Below are 17,142 nucleotides of genomic sequence, written 5' to 3'. Positions count from 1 at the left end.
TTAGATTTGTTGAGGTTTTTTCTATTAATTAGAAATCAAGGATTTCCGTTTCCTCCATTGTTTTTTCTTGGATCATTCGGATCTATGTCGTCACCACCACCCATAATTGTTTTTTGCTCTTTTTTAGAGATTGTTTCTGCTTGGAAATCTTTGAATGTGAATATTTTAGTTTTCATGATTTTAAATTTTTTGGATTAGATTTGTTGAGGTTTTTTCTATTAATTAGAAATCAAGGATTTCCGTTTCCTCCATTGTTTTTTCTTGGATCATTAGGATCTGTGTCATTACCACCACCCATAATTGTTTTTTGCTCTTTTCTAGAGATTGTATCTGCTTGGAAATCTTTGAATGTGAATATTTTAGTTTTCATGATTTTAAATTTTTGGATTAGATTTGTTGAGGTTTTTTCTATTAATTAGAAATCAAGGATTTCCGTTTCCTCCATTGTTTTTTCTTGGATCATTAGGATCTGTGTCATTACCACCACCCATAATTGTTTTTTGCTCTTTTTTAGAGATTGTATCTGCTTGGAAATCTTTAAATGTGAATGTTTTAGTTTTCATGATTTTAGATTTTAAATTTTTTTGGATTATTTTTTCTGGAATTTTATTTAAGCTGGAAATTAGTTGTTTCCGTTTCCGCCGTTGTTTTTTCTTGGATCATTTGGATCGATGTCATTTCCACCGCCAATAATTGTTTTTTGCTCTTTCTTAGAGATTGTTTCTGTTTGGAAATCTTTGAATTTTAATGCTGAATTTTTCATGTCTATATTTTTTTAAATTATTTTTTAATACGATTAATCGTTCATAAATGACTTAATGCAATTTTGTTTTGTTGCTCTAAAAAAGCGTTTTAAAATTGGTTATGTAATAATTTTGAGTTTATTTTTTTGCTAAAAAGACATTAAAAAACGGAATGTTTTTATAGGTTTTATCTTATTTTAAAGCTGTCTTTTTTTGCGCTTTTTGGGAAGTATTTTGTATCAAATTTGAAGTGAATTTTACACTTTTTTTCATCATTTTTTCACCCCATTTTTTATGATTATTTTCTTGAAAATCATAAAATTTTTATGCCCTCTTTTTCATGTTTTTAGATGTTTAGATTATTGCTTTTCCAAAACTAGATAAAAAGTACAGCCGTTAATCGAAAATAGACTTTCTAAGGTTTTTATTGGAAAAAATAAAGCGTAAGTAATTGTTTTGTAGTTATTTATGTAATGCACTATACTTGGTATAATTTATAAATTGTATGTGGTATAATTAATAAAATGTATATATACATGCGATTTTTATCAATAAAAACTCCAATCTTTGCAGTGTAATTATGATTTAAAAACGATCAAAAGTGATGTTAAAACTGGTCCAAAAATTTCTACAAATCAACAAGTACTCAGACATAAAAAATGAGTTCAAGGATCTGTTTTTATCTCATCCAAATTATCCAAGTTTATTTGCCATTACAGACTCGTTCGATTTGCTTTCTGTAGAGAATGCAGCAGTAAGAGTTTCGAAAGAACAAATCGTTGATTTACCATCTAATTTTTTGGCTTATTTTAAAGAGGAATTAATTCTGGTCGAGAAAATTAAAAATGGTGTTCGAATTACAACATTGAAAAAAGGAAGTAAAAAAATATCATACGATAAATTTCTTCTGGATTGGAATGGAGTAATTGTGGCAATCGAACCAAATAATGTAGTTGCAAGAGAAAATTTAAAAGTAGAGTACAATTGGTTAAAATATTTTCTGCCTTTAGTGCTTCTTACAGGATTATCTCTTTTCTATAATGGTTTTAATTTATTTAGCAGTGTTTTTTTAGTGACCTCCATATTAGGTTTGATTGTGAGCATATTTATTGTTCAGCAAAAATGGGGAGTTAAAAACACTGTAATTTCAAAATTTTGTAATTTAAGTTCTAACTCTTCTTGTCATTCGGTTATAAGCTTCAATGATGATATTGCAAACAGATGGTTAAGTTTTTCAGATTTGCCATTGCTTTTCTTTAGTTCAAGCATTATTGCAATTTTGGTTCAGCCATTAAGCTCAGCAATATTTGTTGGATTTTTAAGTTTGTTGGCAATTCCTGTGGTAGTTTGTTCTATCTGGATTCAGAAATTTGAAATTCAAAAATGGTGTGTAATGTGTTTAGCAGTATCGTTTTTAATACTAGTTCAAAGTATCGTGTGGTTTTCATCAGATCTTTTTACACTAAGTTTTAGTTTCAGTACTGTTTTTCCATATGTATTCTCTTTGTTGCTTTTAATTCCGATTTGGGCAGCAGTTAAAGTAATGATTAAGAATTTGCTAGATAACGAATACTCATTAAAAGAACTTAAAAAGTTTAAAAGAAATTATTCACTACTAAACTTCCTGTCAAAAAAAGTAAAATATACTAAAGGATTTGAAGATTTAAGAGGTTTGAATTTTGGGAATAAAAATGCAGCTGTAAAGCTTTCCATTATATTGAGTCCGAGTTGTGGACATTGTTATAAAACATTTCAGGAAGCATTTGAATTGGTACTCAAATTTCCGGATAGAATATTTTTGAACGTTCTTTTTAATATCAATCCAGAAAACAACGATAATCCTTATAAAGCTGTTGTTGAGAGACTTTTAACAATCAATAGAACAACTCCTGGAAAAACTGTTGAAGCAATTTCAGATTGGTATATTAAAAGAATGGCTTATAAAAAATGGCTAAAAAAATGGCATGTAGACTCTATTAGTATGATGATTAGCCAGGAAATTCAGAAACAATATGATTGGTGTTCGATGAATAATTTCAATTATACACCAGTTAAAATTGTAAATGAGAGATTATTTCCAAATGAATATGAATTAAACGAATTAAAATACTTCCTGAACGACTATGTAGATGAAGTTCAGGTTTTAGAAAGAATCGCATAAAGATATAGTAACCCCAAAATACCTGCGTTATGTTAAAGAATATATTGAAATTGAAAGGTGCAGTAGAATTGACTGCGAATGAGCAAAAAACAATAAACGGAGGAAATGCTCCTATTTGTGAGGATGGTTTTAAAGCTAAAAGATGTACAGAATATGGAACAGTTCCATCATATTGGAGTTGTGTGCCAAATAGCTATGTTGGAAGCTGTTAAACTAAAGATCTAAAGTCTCAAGGTTTCCCGGATTTTGAGACTTACCCAAAAAACGTAAATAACCAATTATGTTAGAAAAGATTTTAAAGAGTAAAGAGACTAAAAAGCTGACCAAAAAAGAGCAGAAAAACATTTTAGGAGGTGAAACACAGGAACCTAATTGTCATGATGCTGTTGTTGAAAAAAATTATGCTTGCTAATTTTAATATTTATATAGTAACAGAGATTATATAAAACTCTGTTACTATAAAAATGGTATTCAAATGCTGAAAAAAATTTTAAATCTAAATGGTGCTCAGATTATAAATAGAAATGAGCAAAAAACTATGAGAGGAGGAATTCCTGAGTGTTGGGTTTATGCCATGCAAGCAGGATGCATTTTAATACCACCAGGCGAAACTTGTCCGATAAATACATCATCAGGTATTTGTGATACAAGTCGTCTTTGTTGTTGATTTTTAACTTTTTTAAAAGTAATACGATATAGCCTTATTTAGAATTTAGTCATGTTTTTTTTGAATGTATAGGCGCTCGATCGTGGAACATTGAGCATTTTCTCAGTATTGATGATTGGTACTGGGATTCTTAGGAGTTGGCCGCTGTGTTTAATTTTATTTGGTTAGGGTAAAACCGCGGCCATGTCCTAAAGAAATTGTGTTGCTGATAATTTGTTTATAAATACCGAAACAGAGAAGATTTATATCTTCTCTGTTTTTTTATGGATTAACAAGAAAAATTTTTCCTACATTCGTCTTGAATAAATCAAAATAAATTGAAAAAATTCGCCCATTATAGACAAGCCGACCATAAAGATTGTGGGCCTACATGTTTAAAAATTATAGCTAAATATTACGGGAAGACAATCAATATTCAGGAGTTGAGAGATTTTAGCGAAACCACTCGTGAAGGAAGTAATCTGCTTTTTTTGAGTGATGCCGCCGAAAAAATTGGTTTTAGAACCTTAGGAGTAAAATTATCAGTACAACGAATAGAAGAAGCTCCTCTGCCATGTATTCTTCACTGGAATAAAGATCATTATGTAGTACTTTATAAAATAAAAAATAATAAATATTATATCTCCGATCCTGCTTTTGGACTTTTAGAATATAACAAAGAAGATTTTGTAAAGTTTTGGATTGGTAATAATGCTAATGATACAACAAAAGAAGGTATCGCATTATTGATAGAAGCAACCCCGAAATTTTTTGAATCTGATTTTGATAGAGAAGAAAACTCTGGTTTGGGGTTTCGATTCCTTTTTAAATATTTATTTCAATACAAATCATTTCTTATTCAGCTTGCAATTGGACTTTTAGCAAGCAGTTTGCTTAATTTAATATTTCCGTTTTTAACCCAAAGTATTGTCGATGTCGGAATTCAGAATCAGAATATCCATTTCATTTATTTGATTCTGTTTGCAATGCTGTTTATTTTCGCTGGAAGAACAGGCTTAGAATTAATTAGGAGCTGGATTCTATTGCATTTATCCACAAGAATCAATATTTCTCTTATTTCAGATTTCTTTATCAAATTAATGAATCTGCCTATTTCCTTTTTTGATGTTCGTATGACGGGAGATATTATGCAGCGAATAAATGATCATCGACGTATAGAAAAAATTCTGACCACATCTTCTTTGAATGTACTTTTCTCGGTAATCAATATGTTTGTTATGGGCGCTGTTTTGGCTTATTTCAATCTACAGATCTTTTTGGTATTCTTTGTAGGGAGCGTTTTCTATTTTGGATGGATTACACTGTTCTTAAAAAGACGAGAAGCTCTCGATTATAAACGTTTTGCAGAAGTTTCAAACGAACAAAATAAAGTTATGGAACTGATTAACGGAATGCAGGAAATAAAGCTTCATAATGCCGAAAAACAAAAACGTTGGGGCTGGGAATATGTGCAGGCAAGACTTTTTAGGGTTTCGATAAAAGGCCTCATTTTAGAACAGACACAGACAATTGGTTCATCTGTAATTAATGAATTAAAAAACATATTTATAATCCTGCTTTCTGCAAAATTAGTGATTGAAGGTTCTATAACACTAGGTATGATGCTTGCTATAAGTGCGATTGTAGGGAGTTTAAACGGCCCAATTACGCAATTAATAGAATTTGTCAGAGAATTGCAGGATGCGAAAATTTCGTTGGCCAGATTGTCTGAAATTCATCAAAAAGAAGATGAACTCCAACAGGAACAGCATCAGACAAATGAAGTTCCTCTTGATGTTGATATTGAGGTAAAGAATCTTTCTTTTCGTTATTTAGGTTCAGATACTCCTGTTTTGGATAATTTAAATTTAGTAATTCCTGCAAATAAAGTAACTGCAATTGTGGGAGTCAGCGGAAGTGGAAAAACAACGCTAATGAAGCTACTTTTAAAGTTTTACGAACCTGAAAAAGGAGAAGTAATAATTGGAAGTACTCAACTTAAAAATATCTCTCAGAAAGCCTGGAGGACAAATGTTGGAGCAGTAATGCAAGAAGGTTTTATTTTTAGTGATACTATAGCTAATAATATCGCTTTTGGTTCGGACAGAGTAGACAAAGAGCGATTACTTTATGCCGCCGAAGTTGCCAATATTAAAGAATACATAGCCGGATTACCTCTTGGTTTTAATACCAAAATTGGAGCAGAAGGATTAGGAATGAGTACGGGACAAAAACAGCGTCTTTTAATTGCGAGAGCAGTTTATAAAAATCCAGAAGTTTTGTTTTTTGATGAAGCGACTTCCGCTTTAGATGCCAACAATGAAAAAGAAATTATGAAGAAACTGGATATCTTTTTCGAAAATAAAACGGTAGTTGTCATTGCACATCGATTAAGTACTGTAATGAATGCTGATCAGATCGTGGTTTTGGATAAAGGAAAAATTATCGAAATTGGAAATCATTCTGCATTAGTAGAGCAAAAAGGTAATTATTTTGAATTAGTTAAAAACCAACTGCAATTAGGAAATTAAGCATGACAGAAGATTCATTTGAGTTAAGAAGCGAAGAGGTTCAGGATATCCTAACCAAAGTACCGCATTGGATGATACGATGGGGAACGGTCTTGATATTTGCCATTATCGTAATGTTGTTTTTTGTGTCCTGGTTTGTAAAATATCCGGATGTGGTAAGAACCGAAATTGTGATTACAACTAATATTCCGCCAGAAAAAATTGTTTCAAAATCTTCTGGGCGTATTGAGGCGATATTAGTTAAAAACAAAACATTAGTTGAAAAGAATAGCACATTAGCCATTATTGAAAATACAGCAAATTACAAAGATGTTTTTTTATTAAAAAGTATTGTCGACGGTTATGATATTAACAATTCAAAAAAAGAATTTCCTTTTGATTTATTGAAAAACTTGCAATTAGGTGAAATAGAAAGTGCTTACGCTGCTTTTCAGAAAGATTATCAGGCTCAGGAACTGAATAAAGATTTGCATCCTTTTCAAGTTGAAAGAAGAGCACAGCAATCAGAGAAAATTCAGATAACAGAAAGATTGGAAATTTTGCAGCAGCAAAAATTAATAAACGAACGAGAATTAGAATTGCAAAAGAATGAAGTTGCTCGTTTTGAAACGCTATTCAACAAGGGGATTATTTCTGCTCAAGAAATGGAAGTTAAAAAATTAAATTTCCTTCAGGCACAAAAGAATTATAGAAGTTTATTGTCTTCAATTTCTCAACTAAGATCTTCTTTGATTGATAACACAAAATCTAGCGAGAATTCGCAAATAAACAGCACTAAAGAAGAAGTTAACCTCGATCGCAGTGTTTCGCAGTCATTTTATCAATTAAAAAAAATAATAAGAGACTGGGAACTCGCATATGCACTAAAATCTTCTATTAGTGGTAAGGTTACTTTTTTGCAAGTTTGGAATGAAAATCAGACTATAAATGTTGGAGACAATGTCTTTTCAATTATTCCAGATGCAAAAAACAGCTTTATTGGAAAAGTCAAAGCGCCAGCTTTAAATTCGGGGAAAATAAAAGTAGGGCAACGCGTGAATATTCGTTTGGCTAATTATCCTGATAGAGAATTTGGAGTATTAAAAGGTGAAATTAAAAATATTTCACTAGTTCCAGATAAAGATGGAAATTTATTAGTAGATGTTACTCTGCCAAACGGTTTAAAAACTTCTTATGATAAACAAATCGTTTTTCAGCAGGAAATGAAAGGAAGTGCCGAAATTGTGACAGAAGATTTGCGTTTAATCGAGAGGATTCTGTATCAGTTTAAGAATATTTTTGAACAGGTTTAAAAACAATTGTGATTCTTTGTCAAAGTTTTAAAACTTTAACCAATATGTTTTTTACATCTTTAAATAAAACTCTTTAGTTAACTCAATATATTCTGGAGTATAAACATGACGATCAATTTCAATAATTAATTCATCGATTTCAATTTCAGAAACTTCATTTCGACTAAAAGCCAATAAGCTACGTTTGATTTCAGATTTTGGAGCTCCTTTTACTCGGGTAATTTTTAAGGGGTATAGTTCAAATTCTTTCGCTAAAGCAATAAATTTTTCTTCCTCTTTGAAAGGGATAATAATTGCTAGAATTCCGTTTTCCGAAAGTAATAAATCGGCAGCTTCAACAATTTCTTCAAAAGGCATTGCGTCTTGAAAACGAGCTAAATCACGTTGTTCATTGTCTGTTTTGTAATCTTCAGCATAAAAAGGTGGATTTGAAACAATCAAATCGTATTCGTCTTCAGGTTCTTCAATAAATTCATCTAAACCAGCATGAAAACAAAACAAACGATCACCCCAAGGAGAAGCTTCAAAATTTTCTACTGCTTGTTCATATGCATCTTCATCAATTTCAAGCGCATCAATTTGTTCTGCATGAGTTCGCTGTGCTAGCATTAAAGCAATAATTCCAGTTCCAGCACCAATATCTAAAACGCTAAAAGGATTGTGATTTATTGGAGCCCAAGCGCCAAGTAAAACACCATCTGTGCCGACTTTCATAGCGCAACGATCTTGGTTGATAGAGAATTGCTTAAATTTAAACATGATGAATTATTTTTAAGTTCAGTTAGGAAGCTGAACACTGAACACTGTGACTGAATACTTAATTAAAGATACATCTCCACCAGACCTTCAGGAAGATTCATGATGACCTTTTTGTTTTCACGATCGATTTTTACAAGAAAATTATCAATCATTGGAACTAGGATTTCTACTTCACCATTTAAAACTTCAAAAAGAGGTTGGGCAGTAGAATCATTAATAGAAGTAATTTTTCCGAAAACACCTAAACGCTGGTCTTCGATTTCAAAACCAATAACTTCGTGAAAATAGAATTTGTTACCTGTAAGTTTTGGCAACATGGTTAAAGGAAGATATATGCCGTTTCCAACAAGAGCATCAGCATCTTCTTCGGTATTTACATCTTCAAAACGAACTCTTAAAAAGTCGTTTTTGTGTAAAGAACTTGTTTCAATAAAAAAAGGAACCAAGTGTTTGTTGTGTTCAACAAACACTGATTCCAGATTTTCGTATAACTCAGGTTCGTCTGTGTCTAAATAGATCAGAACTTCCCCCTTGAAACTAAATTTTTTAGCGATTTTACCTAAATAAAAACATTCTTCTTTACGCATTATCGCTAAGTAAAATTATGCTTCAGTTGTTTCGTTATTCTCTTCAGCAGCAGGAGCTTCTTCAGTTGCTTCAGCAACTTCTTCTGTAGCCTCAGCAGCTTGTGCAGCGGCAGCAGCTTCAGCTTGTGCAGCAGCAGCATCAGCAACACGTTTAGCGTTAACTTCTTTCTCTGCTTTTAATGCTGTAGCTTTAGCATCAGCTTTAGCTTTAGATAAACCATCTTTTTTAGCATCAACTTTTCCAGCTTTTGCTTCTAACCATGCAGTTAATTTAGCATCTGCTTGCTCTTGAGTTAAAGCTCCTTTACGAACTCCTCCGTCAAGGTGGTGTTTCAATAAAGCACCTTTGTAAGAAAGGATAGCTCTTGCAGTATCAGTTGGTTGAGCACCATTGTGTAACCATTTGACTGCGCTGTCAAGGTTTAACTCAACAGTTGCTGGGTTAGTATTTGGATTGTAAGTACCGATTTTCTCTAAGTATTTACCATCTCTTTTTGAGCGTGCATCTGCAGCTACAACCCAGTAAAAAGGTTTTCCTTTTTTACCGTGTCTTTGTAATCTAATTTTTACTGACATAATCTTTATGATTAAATTTTGAGGTACTCGACCTCTGTTAATTAAGGGCGCAAAGATATAATTTTTTTATCAATAATTCGTTTTAAAGATATTAATTATATTTAAGTAGTGTTTTTTAGCATTTTTTTGACTTTTTAATTTAAGTATTTAGACCTTAATGCAATACTTTTGCATGAAATTCATTTTAAATATGAAAAAATACTTTTACTTTTTATCACTTTTACTTATCGTTACATCTTGTACAGAGGATGTCAGATTCAATAATCCTGCTTTTCAGGCTTTAAAAGATAATACTTTTTGGAGAGCACAGGCCTATAAAGCTTATTTGAATTCTAATGGAACAATAGTCATTGAAGGGAATTTGGGTTATGAAAAAGTTGTGTTGCAAACTCAGTCCTCTGCAGAACAATCTTATAGTTTAGGAGTGAATGAGATTTCTAAAGCTACTTATGAAAATACGCTTCCTTCTATTCTATCTTTTTATTCTACAGGAGAAAATTATGGTAATGGACAAATTGTTATCACAGATTATGACACTAAAAATAGTACGATTTCAGGAACATTTAGATTTACAGCAATTAATAGAGATGCAGGAGATGTTGAAAATCCTAAAATTAATTTTACGGAAGGTGTTTTCTACAAAATTTCAGTCGTTGGAGATCCTAAGTTATCCGCTGAATAGATTTTAGTTATTAAGCTAAATTTTCTTAAATCCCAATAAAAACTTAAATAAATTCATACCATAGTAGATTAGATGGAAATAAGGTTACATTTGTTTATTATTATAAAAAAGTATCTATGAATATTTTCATTGGAAGCCTTCCTTTCAGTATTGAGGAAGCAGATTTAAGAGAGTCTTTTGAGGCTTATGGAACAGTTGACTCTGTTAAAATTATTACTGATAAATTTACAGGAAGAAGTAAAGGATTCGGTTTTGTTGAAATGCCAAATGATGCTGAGGCTCAAAAAGCAATCGACGAATTAAATGGAGCTGTTGTTTCAGGACGTACAATTGTTGTAAATAAATCTGAACCAAAACCAGAAGGCGAAAGAAGAAGTTTTAACAACAACCGCGGAGGAAATAATCGCGGTGGTTATGGAAACAACCGTGGCGGAGATCGCGGAAACAGAGGAGATTACTAAGAGATTTTTTCTAAAATATGAAAGGGATAAACATTTGTTTATCCCTTTTTTGTTTCAGATTTCAGGTCTCACATTTCAACAAACTTGAGACCTGAAACAAAATAAACTATTATACGTTCGCAGCTAACCAGTCACCAACTTCTTTAGTACCGTATGCTTTACCTCCGTTTGCTAAATCCTCAGTAACTACTCCAGCTTCTAAAGCTTTGTTTACAGCATCTCTCATTGCTTTTCCTTCTTCCATTAATCCGAAGTTTTCGAACATCATAGCTGCAGATAAAACTGTAGCCATTGGGTTAGCAATGTTTAATCCTGTAGCTTGTGGATATGAGCCGTGAATAGGCTCAAATAAAGATACTTCAGCTCCCATAGAAGCAGAAGGCATTAATCCCATTGAACCTGAAATTACAGAAGCTTCATCTGTTAAGATATCTCCAAATAAGTTCTCTGTAATTAAAACGTCATAAGAGTTTGGCCATTGAACCAAACGCATTGCTACAGCATCAACAAACTCGTATGAAACTTCAACTTCTGGATAATCTTTTTCCATTGCTTGAACTGTTTCTCTCCATAAACGTGAAGTTTCCAAAACGTTTGCTTTGTCAACGCAACATAATTTTTTAGAACGAGTCATTGCCAATTCGAAACCTTTTTTAGCTAAACGCTGAACTTCAGCTCTTGTGTAAACACAGTTGTCGTAAGCAGTATCTCCGTTGTCTTTTCTTCCTTTTTCTCCAAAGTAAATACCGCCTGTTAATTCTCTTAAGAAAACTAAATCAGTTCCTTCGATTCTTTCTCTTTTTAATGGAGATTTGTCTAATAATGAAGGGAATGTAAAAGTTGGTCTTACGTTTGCAAACAAACCTAATGCTTTACGCATTTTTAACAAACCTTGTTCTGGACGTACTGGTGCAGAAGGATCGTTATCATATTTAGGGTGACCAATTGCTCCAAAAAGAACAGCATCAGCATTTTTACAAACTTCGTGTGTTTCATCTGGATAAGGTTCACCTACTGCATCAATTGCGGCAGCACCAGTTAAAGCTGGTTTCCAAGTAATTTCATGTCCAAATTTTTGTGCAATAGCATCTGATACTTTTACGGCTTGATCGATTACTTCTGGTCCGATTCCGTCTCCGGCTAAAAGGGCTATGTTTAATTTCATTTTTTAAATAATTTATATTTTAAGGTTCAAAGTGACAAAGTAACAAAGGTTCAAAGTTTAAAAAAGCAGACCAAAACTTTGTCACTTTGTTACTTTGAACCTTTGTCCCTAATATTAAGTAATTATATTAAGCATTTTTTGCGTCGCAATAATCGCTGCGACGGTTTGATCTGAATCTAATCCGCGGGTTTTGAATTCTTTTCCGTTGTTTACCCATGTAATAATGGTTTCGCATAAGGCGTCAGAACTACTTCCTGGTGGGATTCTCACAGCATAGTCAATCAATTTTGGAAGTGTAAGTTTTTTGCTTTTGTAAATTTTAGATAAAGCATTCATGAAAGCATCAAACTGACCATCTCCTTGAGCATTTTCTTCGATTATTTCTCCGTTTAAATTTAAAGATAAAGTCGTCGATGGGCGCATTCCTTTCGAATGAACCAGCATATAGGAATTGATTGTGATTTTTTCTTCGTAAGTATGACTGTCCAAAACATCAGAAATAATGTAGGGAAGATCTTCCTTCGTTACAGTTTCTTTTTTGTCGCCCAATTCTATAATCCTCTGAGTAACCAACTTCAAATCTTCCTGGTTTAATTGTAAACCTAATTCCTGAAGATTTTTTTCGATATTAGCTTTTCCAGAAGTTTTTCCTAGAGCGTATTTACGTTTTCTCCCAAAACGTTCTGGAAGAAGATCGTTAAAATAAAGATTGTTTTTGTTGTCTCCATCGGCGTGGATTCCAGCTGTCTGCGTAAAAACGTTATCGCCGACAATTGGTTTATTCGCAGGAATTCTATAACCAGTAAACGTTTCAACCAATTTACTTACAGAATACAATGAAGTTTCTTTTACGTTGATATTTACTTGTGGTAAATAATCATTGATTACAGCAACTGTGCTTTCAAGAGGTGCGTTTCCGGCACGTTCTCCCATTCCGTTTACCGTTACATGAAGTCCGTTGATTCCTGCTTTTATGGCTTCCATAACATTGGCAACACTTAAATCGTAGTCGTTGTGTGCGTGGAAATCAAAGTGAATCTGTGGATATTTTTCTTTAATTTTTGAAATAAATTCAAAAGTCAAAGAGGGAATTAAAACTCCTAAAGTGTCAGGAAGTAAAACTCTTTTGATTGGTTGCGTAGATAGAAACTCTAAAAACTGAAAAACATATTCAGGAGAATTTCGCATTCCGTTGCTCCAGTCTTCCAAGTAAACATTGGTTTCAATGTTGTTTTCTTTAGCGGAAGCAATGATTTGGGCGATTTCAGAAAAATGCTGTTCAGGAGTCTTTTTTAACTGATGTGTTAAGTGATTCATTGAGCCTTTAGTCAATAAATTTTGCACTTTTGCACCAGCTTTTTTCATCCAATCAATTGAAACACCGCCGTCAACAAATGTTAACACTTCAATTCTATTGATGTAACCTTTTAATTCGGCCCACGAAGTAATGGCTTTTACAGCATTAAATTCTCCTTCACTCACACGTGCAGAAGCAATTTCAATTCTATCAATATTTAATTCCTCCAACAACAATTGCGCAATGGTCAGTTTTTCTGCAGCAGAAAATGATACTCCTGAGGTTTGTTCACCATCACGGAGCGTCGTATCCATTATTTCAATTTTTCTTTTTTCCATATTGATATTATAATTCTGATGTAATTGGACGCAGATTTTACGGATTCGCCTTCGCGAAGACGCGGATAAAAACTGATTTTATTTTTTTAGTTAAAGAAAAAATCCGCGCAAATTCGCGTCTTTGCGATAGCAAATCTGCTTCATCCGCGTTCTAATTTTTTGTTTAACTTATAAAGACCCGACAGGTTTCAAAAACCTGTCGGGTCTCAAAGGACTGAACCTGATTTTTTAGTAAGGAAGCTTATCAGCGAAAGCTTTAATATCTTCCTTCATATCTTGTAAATAATCAATGTCATCAAATCCATTGATTAAGTTGTTTTTTTTATATCCATTGATAGCAAAAGATTCTTGCTCACCAGTTGACAATAAAGTGATTGTTTGGTTCGGAAGATTGATTTCTAATTCTGTATTTGGATCAGCGTCGATAGCTTTGAAAATATTAGCTAAAAATTCTGGGCTGATTTGTACTGGCAAAACACCAATGTTTAAACAGTTTCCTTTGAAGATATCTGCAAAGAAACTAGAAACTACAGCACGGAATCCGTAATCGTAAACCGCCCATGCAGCGTGCTCTCTAGAAGATCCAGAACCGAAGTTTTTTCCTCCTACAAGGATTTTTCCGCTGTAAGTTGGATTGTTTAAAACGAAATCTGCTTTTGGAGTATCATCTCCATTGTATCTCCAGTCTCTGAAAAGATTGTCTCCAAAACCTTCACGTTTTGTAGCTTTCAAGAAACGAGCTGGAATGATTTGATCTGTATCTACGTTCTCAATTGGCAACGGTACACCGCTGCTTGTAAGTATATTAAATTTATCGTATGCCATTTTAATTTTAGATTTTGGATTTTAGATTTTAGATTTCTCAAAAACGAGAATAATCTTTCTAGCCTAAAAACAATTTATTGATTTTTTGAAATTGTTATTGCAATTGTCATTGACTAAAACAATTCCCTTGGATCTGTTAGTTTTCCTGTAACAGCAGCTGCAGCAGCCATAATTGGACTTGCTAAAAGCGTTCTAGAACCAGGACCTTGACGGCCTTCAAAGTTTCTGTTTGAAGTACTTACTGCATATTTTCCAGCAGGAACTTTATCGTCATTCATTGCTAAACAAGCCGAACATCCAGGCTGACGTAATACGAAACCAGCTTCTGTCAAGATATCTAAAATTCCTTCTTCTTTAATTTGTGCTTCAACAACGTGAGATCCAGGAACTAACCAAGCCGTAACATTATCAGCTTTTTTTCTTCCTTTTACAATTTCAGCGAAAGCTCTAAAATCTTCAATACGTCCGTTTGTACAGCTTCCTAAGAAAACGTAATCGATTTGTTTTCCGATCATTACGTCATCTTCGTTGAAGCCCATGTAAGCTAAAGATTTTTTGTAAGTTTCCTCACCGCCTTCAACTTCTTTGGCATTCGGAATATGTTTTGTAATACCAATTCCCATTCCAGGGTTAGTACCGTAAGTAATCATTGGTTCGATATCTTCTGCTTTGATGTTTAATTCAGCATCAAAAACAGCATCAGCATCGGTTTTAAGTGTTTTCCAGTATTCAACAGCTTTAGTCCAAGCTTCTCCTTTTGGAGCGTATAATCTTCCTTCTAAGAAATCGAAAGTAGTTTGGTCAGGAGCAATCATTCCTCCACGAGCACCCATTTCGATACTTAAGTTACAAACTGTCATACGACCTTCCATTGTCATGTTTTCAAAAACATCACCAGCGTATTCAACAAAGTAACCAGTTCCTCCAGAAGTAGTTAATTGAGCAATAATATAAAGCGCAACGTCTTTTGGTCCAACACCTTTACTAAGTTGTCCGTTTACGTTGATACGCATTTTCTTTGGTTTAGGTTGCATAATACATTGCGTAGAAAGCACCATTTCAACCTCAGATGTTCCGATACCGAAAGCGATAGCTCCAAAAGCACCGTGAGTAGACGTATGTGAATCTCCACATACAATAGTAGCACCTGGCAAAGTAATTCCGTTTTCAGGACCAACTACGTGTACAATTCCATTTTTTTGGTGACCTAATCCCCAGTGCGAAATTCCATATTCATTTGCATTATCTTCAAGAGCCTGAAGCTGATTAGCAGATAAAGGATCTTCTACTGGTAAATGTTGGTTTATAGTTGGTGTATTGTGGTCAGCAGTTGCAAAAGTACGTTGTGGATATAAAACGTTAACGCCTCTTGATTTTAATCCTAAAAAAGCAACAGGACTCGTAACTTCATGAATGAAATGGCGGTCAATAAAAAACACATCTGGCCCATCTTCAATTTTACGCACAACATGTGAATCCCATACTTTGTCAAATAATGTCTTACTCATTTTTATTTTTTTTTAATTGTAATTTCTATAACCACAGCAATTCCCTGTTCATTATAATAGCAAAACAAAAGTAAAAAAAGATCAAAAAGCGTCAATTTCGATATTTCATTATATACGATACCCAAACTGATTTACAAATTAAAAATTGGCTTTTGTAAACTAAAATTTGGAAGAAAAATGATTTAAAAATTGATTTTGCTTTTCTTTTTCGGCTTTAATTTTCCTTGATTGTTTTTTGTTTTAATAGTTTGCAAATTTATCTCAAAAGCACTATAAAATATAAGGTTTTATTTGAAAATATGTAACAAATTAAATAAAAATAGTAATAATTATCAGTTTTGATTTCTTTTTAAATTGAAGGTTTTTTGATTTTTTAAAGCTTAAAAAGCCTTTTTAGAATGATTCTATCTCATTAAAAAAACACTCCAATACTACGACATCCAAGAGGTGTATTTTTATGAAATTTTATGAGTTTTTGTGTGAAAATTGAGCTTGTTTACGAAGTCGTTTTGTGTTTGAAAAAGCAAAATTTTGAAAATTAATTCAGTGAATTTTTAAATTCCAAAGGAGTAAGGCTGGTTTTCTTTTTAAATAATTTGCTGAAAGACTGCGGATATTCAAAACCCAGTTGATAGGCAATTTCTGCAACTGATAAGTTAGTGGTTATCAAAAAGTCTTTTGATTTTTCTATCAATTTGGAATGAATGTGCTGTTGTGCATTTTGTCCCGTTAAATTCCGAAGCATATCACTTAAATAATGACTCGAAACATTGATTTGTGACGCCAGAAATTCTACTGATGGAAGTCCTTTTTTTAAGGTTTCTGCATTACTTATATAGTTGTCCAGCGTTTCTTCGACTTTTAATAATAAATCGTGGCTGATGGTTTTTCGGGTAATGAATTGACGTTTGTAAAAACGATTACTGTAATTCAGCAGAACATCAATATAAGATACGATCACATCCTGACTCATTTCGTCAATTGCTGTATGGAGTTCTTTTTCGATGCTTTTTAATAATCCGATAATGATTGTTTTTTCACTATCTGAAAGATGTAGCGCTTCATTGGTATCATAAGAAAAGAAACCATATTTTTTGATGCTTTTCCCTAAAGGATAATTTCGAATAAAATCAGGATGAAACAAAAGTGTGTAACCGCCATATTCGGCTCCTTCTTCATTTTCAGTAAAAATTAATTGGTTGGGAGAAGCAAACATCAATCCACCTTCATTAAAATCATAATAGCCCTGACCATAACCCATTTTTCCATTGGTAGAAAACTTATAGGATATTTTATAAAAGTCCAGTAAGAAAGCATTGTTGTCTAAATCTTCATTGATAACCAATTGCGTATTATCTACCAAACTCACCATCGGATGAAGTGGTTTTGGCAATCGAAGCAAGTCATGAAACTGCGATATAGAAGAGATTTTTGCTGGATTATTGTTTTTCTTTTCCATGATATAAAAGTATGAAATTTTAAAAAGTAATCTGGTTTTCCGAAAAGTATTGAACAGCCTCTTTGATTTTTTAAAACAGCTTCGGAGAAGCGAAATGTTTATAGAAATTATA

The 17,142-nt window shown here is 32.9% G+C and carries 19 protein-coding genes; 7 read left to right on the top strand and 12 right to left on the bottom strand.

Translation table 11 applies throughout. From position 1 onward, the window contains the following. Window positions 1-35 precede the first annotated feature (35 nt). From NQQ59_RS13710 to NQQ59_RS13695, 4 genes are read right to left on the bottom strand one after another with little or no spacing between them, the layout of a single operon-like run. Complete coding sequence (locus tag NQQ59_RS13710) at window positions 36-176, bottom strand: rSAM-modified peptide (RefSeq protein WP_144215918.1); 141 nt, start codon at window positions 174-176, stop codon at window positions 36-38. Between the two features lie 53 nt (window positions 177-229). Then, the gene (locus NQQ59_RS13705) at window positions 230-370 is read right to left on the bottom strand and encodes an rSAM-modified peptide (protein ID WP_144215916.1); all 141 of its coding nucleotides are present in this window, start codon (window positions 368-370) and stop codon (window positions 230-232) included. 52 nt (window positions 371-422) lie between these two features. Continuing rightward, complete coding sequence (locus tag NQQ59_RS13700; protein WP_144215914.1) at window positions 423-563, bottom strand: rSAM-modified peptide; 141 nt, start codon at window positions 561-563, stop codon at window positions 423-425. A gap of 59 nt (window positions 564-622) precedes the next feature. After that, window positions 623-763, bottom strand: a complete 141-nt coding sequence (locus tag NQQ59_RS13695; RefSeq protein WP_144215912.1) for an rSAM-modified peptide — start codon at window positions 761-763, stop codon at window positions 623-625. 584 nt (window positions 764-1,347) lie between these two features. Between NQQ59_RS13695 and NQQ59_RS13690 the strand changes: the two genes are divergently transcribed. The 5 genes from NQQ59_RS13690 to NQQ59_RS13670 all read left to right on the top strand — a co-directional run bounded on the left by NQQ59_RS13690 (window position 1,348) and on the right by NQQ59_RS13670 (window position 7,373). Beyond that, window positions 1,348-2,904 (top strand): vitamin K epoxide reductase family protein, encoded by a 1,557-nt coding sequence (locus NQQ59_RS13690; RefSeq protein ID WP_144215910.1) that lies wholly within the window; start codon window positions 1,348-1,350, stop codon window positions 2,902-2,904. A gap of 29 nt (window positions 2,905-2,933) precedes the next feature. Continuing rightward, window positions 2,934-3,116, top strand: a complete 183-nt coding sequence (locus tag NQQ59_RS13685; protein WP_144215908.1) for a hypothetical protein — start codon at window positions 2,934-2,936, stop codon at window positions 3,114-3,116. Window positions 3,117-3,184: 68 nt separating this feature from the next. Next, window positions 3,185-3,316 (top strand): hypothetical protein, encoded by a 132-nt coding sequence (locus NQQ59_RS13680; RefSeq protein ID WP_257698309.1) that lies wholly within the window; start codon window positions 3,185-3,187, stop codon window positions 3,314-3,316. A gap of 572 nt (window positions 3,317-3,888) precedes the next feature. After that, window positions 3,889-6,081, top strand: coding sequence for a peptidase domain-containing ABC transporter (locus tag NQQ59_RS13675; RefSeq protein WP_144215904.1), 2,193 nt, complete (start codon window positions 3,889-3,891; stop codon window positions 6,079-6,081). A gap of 2 nt (window positions 6,082-6,083) precedes the next feature. After that, window positions 6,084-7,373 (top strand): HlyD family secretion protein, encoded by a 1,290-nt coding sequence (locus NQQ59_RS13670; protein WP_144215902.1) that lies wholly within the window; start codon window positions 6,084-6,086, stop codon window positions 7,371-7,373. Window positions 7,374-7,424: 51 nt separating this feature from the next. On the opposite strand, the gene NQQ59_RS13665 is transcribed toward NQQ59_RS13670, so the two are convergent. From NQQ59_RS13665 to NQQ59_RS13655, 3 genes are all read right to left on the bottom strand, one after another. Beyond that, on the bottom strand, window positions 7,425-8,132 hold the full coding sequence (locus NQQ59_RS13665; RefSeq protein WP_144215900.1) for a tRNA1(Val) (adenine(37)-N6)-methyltransferase: 708 nt from the start codon (window positions 8,130-8,132) through the stop codon (window positions 7,425-7,427). A gap of 62 nt (window positions 8,133-8,194) precedes the next feature. Continuing rightward, window positions 8,195-8,719: a ribosome maturation factor RimM gene (gene rimM / locus NQQ59_RS13660; RefSeq protein WP_144215898.1), complete on the bottom strand. Its 525-nt coding sequence runs from the start codon at window positions 8,717-8,719 to the stop codon at window positions 8,195-8,197. A gap of 15 nt (window positions 8,720-8,734) precedes the next feature. Continuing rightward, window positions 8,735-9,295, bottom strand: a complete 561-nt coding sequence (locus NQQ59_RS13655; RefSeq protein ID WP_144215896.1) for a 30S ribosomal protein S16 — start codon at window positions 9,293-9,295, stop codon at window positions 8,735-8,737. Window positions 9,296-9,485: 190 nt separating this feature from the next. Between NQQ59_RS13655 and NQQ59_RS13650 the strand changes: the two genes are divergently transcribed. Next, the gene (locus NQQ59_RS13650; RefSeq protein ID WP_144215894.1) at window positions 9,486-9,977 is read left to right on the top strand and encodes a DUF6252 family protein; all 492 of its coding nucleotides are present in this window, start codon (window positions 9,486-9,488) and stop codon (window positions 9,975-9,977) included. Between the two features lie 116 nt (window positions 9,978-10,093). Then, window positions 10,094-10,438: an RNA recognition motif domain-containing protein gene (locus NQQ59_RS13645; protein WP_144215892.1), complete on the top strand. Its 345-nt coding sequence runs from the start codon at window positions 10,094-10,096 to the stop codon at window positions 10,436-10,438. 109 nt (window positions 10,439-10,547) lie between these two features. Here the strand turns inward: NQQ59_RS13645 and leuB are convergent, their stop codons facing one another. The 5 genes from leuB to NQQ59_RS13620 all read right to left on the bottom strand — a co-directional run bounded on the left by leuB (window position 10,548) and on the right by NQQ59_RS13620 (window position 17,030). Then, window positions 10,548-11,603 (bottom strand): 3-isopropylmalate dehydrogenase, encoded by a 1,056-nt coding sequence (gene leuB, locus NQQ59_RS13640; RefSeq protein WP_144215890.1) that lies wholly within the window; start codon window positions 11,601-11,603, stop codon window positions 10,548-10,550. Between the two features lie 114 nt (window positions 11,604-11,717). Then, window positions 11,718-13,238 carry an alpha-isopropylmalate synthase regulatory domain-containing protein gene (locus tag NQQ59_RS13635; protein WP_144215888.1) on the bottom strand — a complete coding sequence of 507 codons (1,521 nt, stop codon included), beginning with the start codon at window positions 13,236-13,238 and terminating at the stop codon, window positions 11,718-11,720. A gap of 228 nt (window positions 13,239-13,466) precedes the next feature. After that, the gene (gene leuD, locus NQQ59_RS13630) at window positions 13,467-14,063 is read right to left on the bottom strand and encodes a 3-isopropylmalate dehydratase small subunit (RefSeq protein ID WP_144215886.1); all 597 of its coding nucleotides are present in this window, start codon (window positions 14,061-14,063) and stop codon (window positions 13,467-13,469) included. Between the two features lie 113 nt (window positions 14,064-14,176). After that, window positions 14,177-15,571, bottom strand: a complete 1,395-nt coding sequence (leuC, locus tag NQQ59_RS13625; protein WP_144215884.1) for a 3-isopropylmalate dehydratase large subunit — start codon at window positions 15,569-15,571, stop codon at window positions 14,177-14,179. A 538-nt stretch (window positions 15,572-16,109) separates the two neighbouring features. Continuing rightward, window positions 16,110-17,030 (bottom strand): helix-turn-helix domain-containing protein, encoded by a 921-nt coding sequence (locus NQQ59_RS13620; protein WP_144215882.1) that lies wholly within the window; start codon window positions 17,028-17,030, stop codon window positions 16,110-16,112. Window positions 17,031-17,142 lie beyond the last annotated feature (112 nt).

It is taken from the genome of Flavobacterium panacis (assembly GCF_024649945.1).
In the GTDB taxonomy this organism is placed as follows: Bacteria; Bacteroidota; Bacteroidia; order Flavobacteriales; family Flavobacteriaceae; genus Flavobacterium; species Flavobacterium panacis.
This window is presented reverse-complemented; position numbering and strand designations above follow the sequence as displayed.

Bases quoted from the DNA above. Each gene is read 5' to 3' on its own strand.
- NQQ59_RS13710 (WP_144215918.1), bottom strand. From the start codon at position 176: ATGAAAACTAAAATATTCACATTCAAAGATTTCCAAGCAGAAACAATC.
- NQQ59_RS13705 (WP_144215916.1), bottom strand. From the start codon at position 370: ATGAAAACTAAAATATTCACATTCAAAGATTTCCAAGCAGATACAATC.
- NQQ59_RS13700 (WP_144215914.1), bottom strand. From the start codon at position 563: ATGAAAACTAAAACATTCACATTTAAAGATTTCCAAGCAGATACAATC.
- NQQ59_RS13695 (WP_144215912.1), bottom strand. From the start codon at position 763: ATGAAAAATTCAGCATTAAAATTCAAAGATTTCCAAACAGAAACAATC.
- NQQ59_RS13690 (WP_144215910.1), top strand. From the start codon at position 1,348: ATGTTAAAACTGGTCCAAAAATTTCTACAAATCAACAAGTACTCAGAC.
- NQQ59_RS13685 (WP_144215908.1), top strand. From the start codon at position 2,934: ATGTTAAAGAATATATTGAAATTGAAAGGTGCAGTAGAATTGACTGCG.
- NQQ59_RS13680 (WP_257698309.1), top strand. From the start codon at position 3,185: ATGTTAGAAAAGATTTTAAAGAGTAAAGAGACTAAAAAGCTGACCAAA.
- NQQ59_RS13670 (WP_144215902.1), top strand. From the start codon at position 6,084: ATGACAGAAGATTCATTTGAGTTAAGAAGCGAAGAGGTTCAGGATATC.
- NQQ59_RS13665 (WP_144215900.1), bottom strand. From the start codon at position 8,132: ATGTTTAAATTTAAGCAATTCTCTATCAACCAAGATCGTTGCGCTATG.
- rimM (WP_144215898.1), bottom strand. From the start codon at position 8,719: ATGCGTAAAGAAGAATGTTTTTATTTAGGTAAAATCGCTAAAAAATTT.
- NQQ59_RS13655 (WP_144215896.1), bottom strand. From the start codon at position 9,295: ATGTCAGTAAAAATTAGATTACAAAGACACGGTAAAAAAGGAAAACCT.
- NQQ59_RS13650 (WP_144215894.1), top strand. From the start codon at position 9,486: ATGAAAAAATACTTTTACTTTTTATCACTTTTACTTATCGTTACATCT.
- NQQ59_RS13645 (WP_144215892.1), top strand. From the start codon at position 10,094: ATGAATATTTTCATTGGAAGCCTTCCTTTCAGTATTGAGGAAGCAGAT.
- leuB (WP_144215890.1), bottom strand. From the start codon at position 11,603: ATGAAATTAAACATAGCCCTTTTAGCCGGAGACGGAATCGGACCAGAA.
- NQQ59_RS13635 (WP_144215888.1), bottom strand. From the start codon at position 13,238: ATGGAAAAAAGAAAAATTGAAATAATGGATACGACGCTCCGTGATGGT.
- leuD (WP_144215886.1), bottom strand. From the start codon at position 14,063: ATGGCATACGATAAATTTAATATACTTACAAGCAGCGGTGTACCGTTG.
- leuC (WP_144215884.1), bottom strand. From the start codon at position 15,571: ATGAGTAAGACATTATTTGACAAAGTATGGGATTCACATGTTGTGCGT.
- NQQ59_RS13620 (WP_144215882.1), bottom strand. From the start codon at position 17,030: ATGGAAAAGAAAAACAATAATCCAGCAAAAATCTCTTCTATATCGCAG.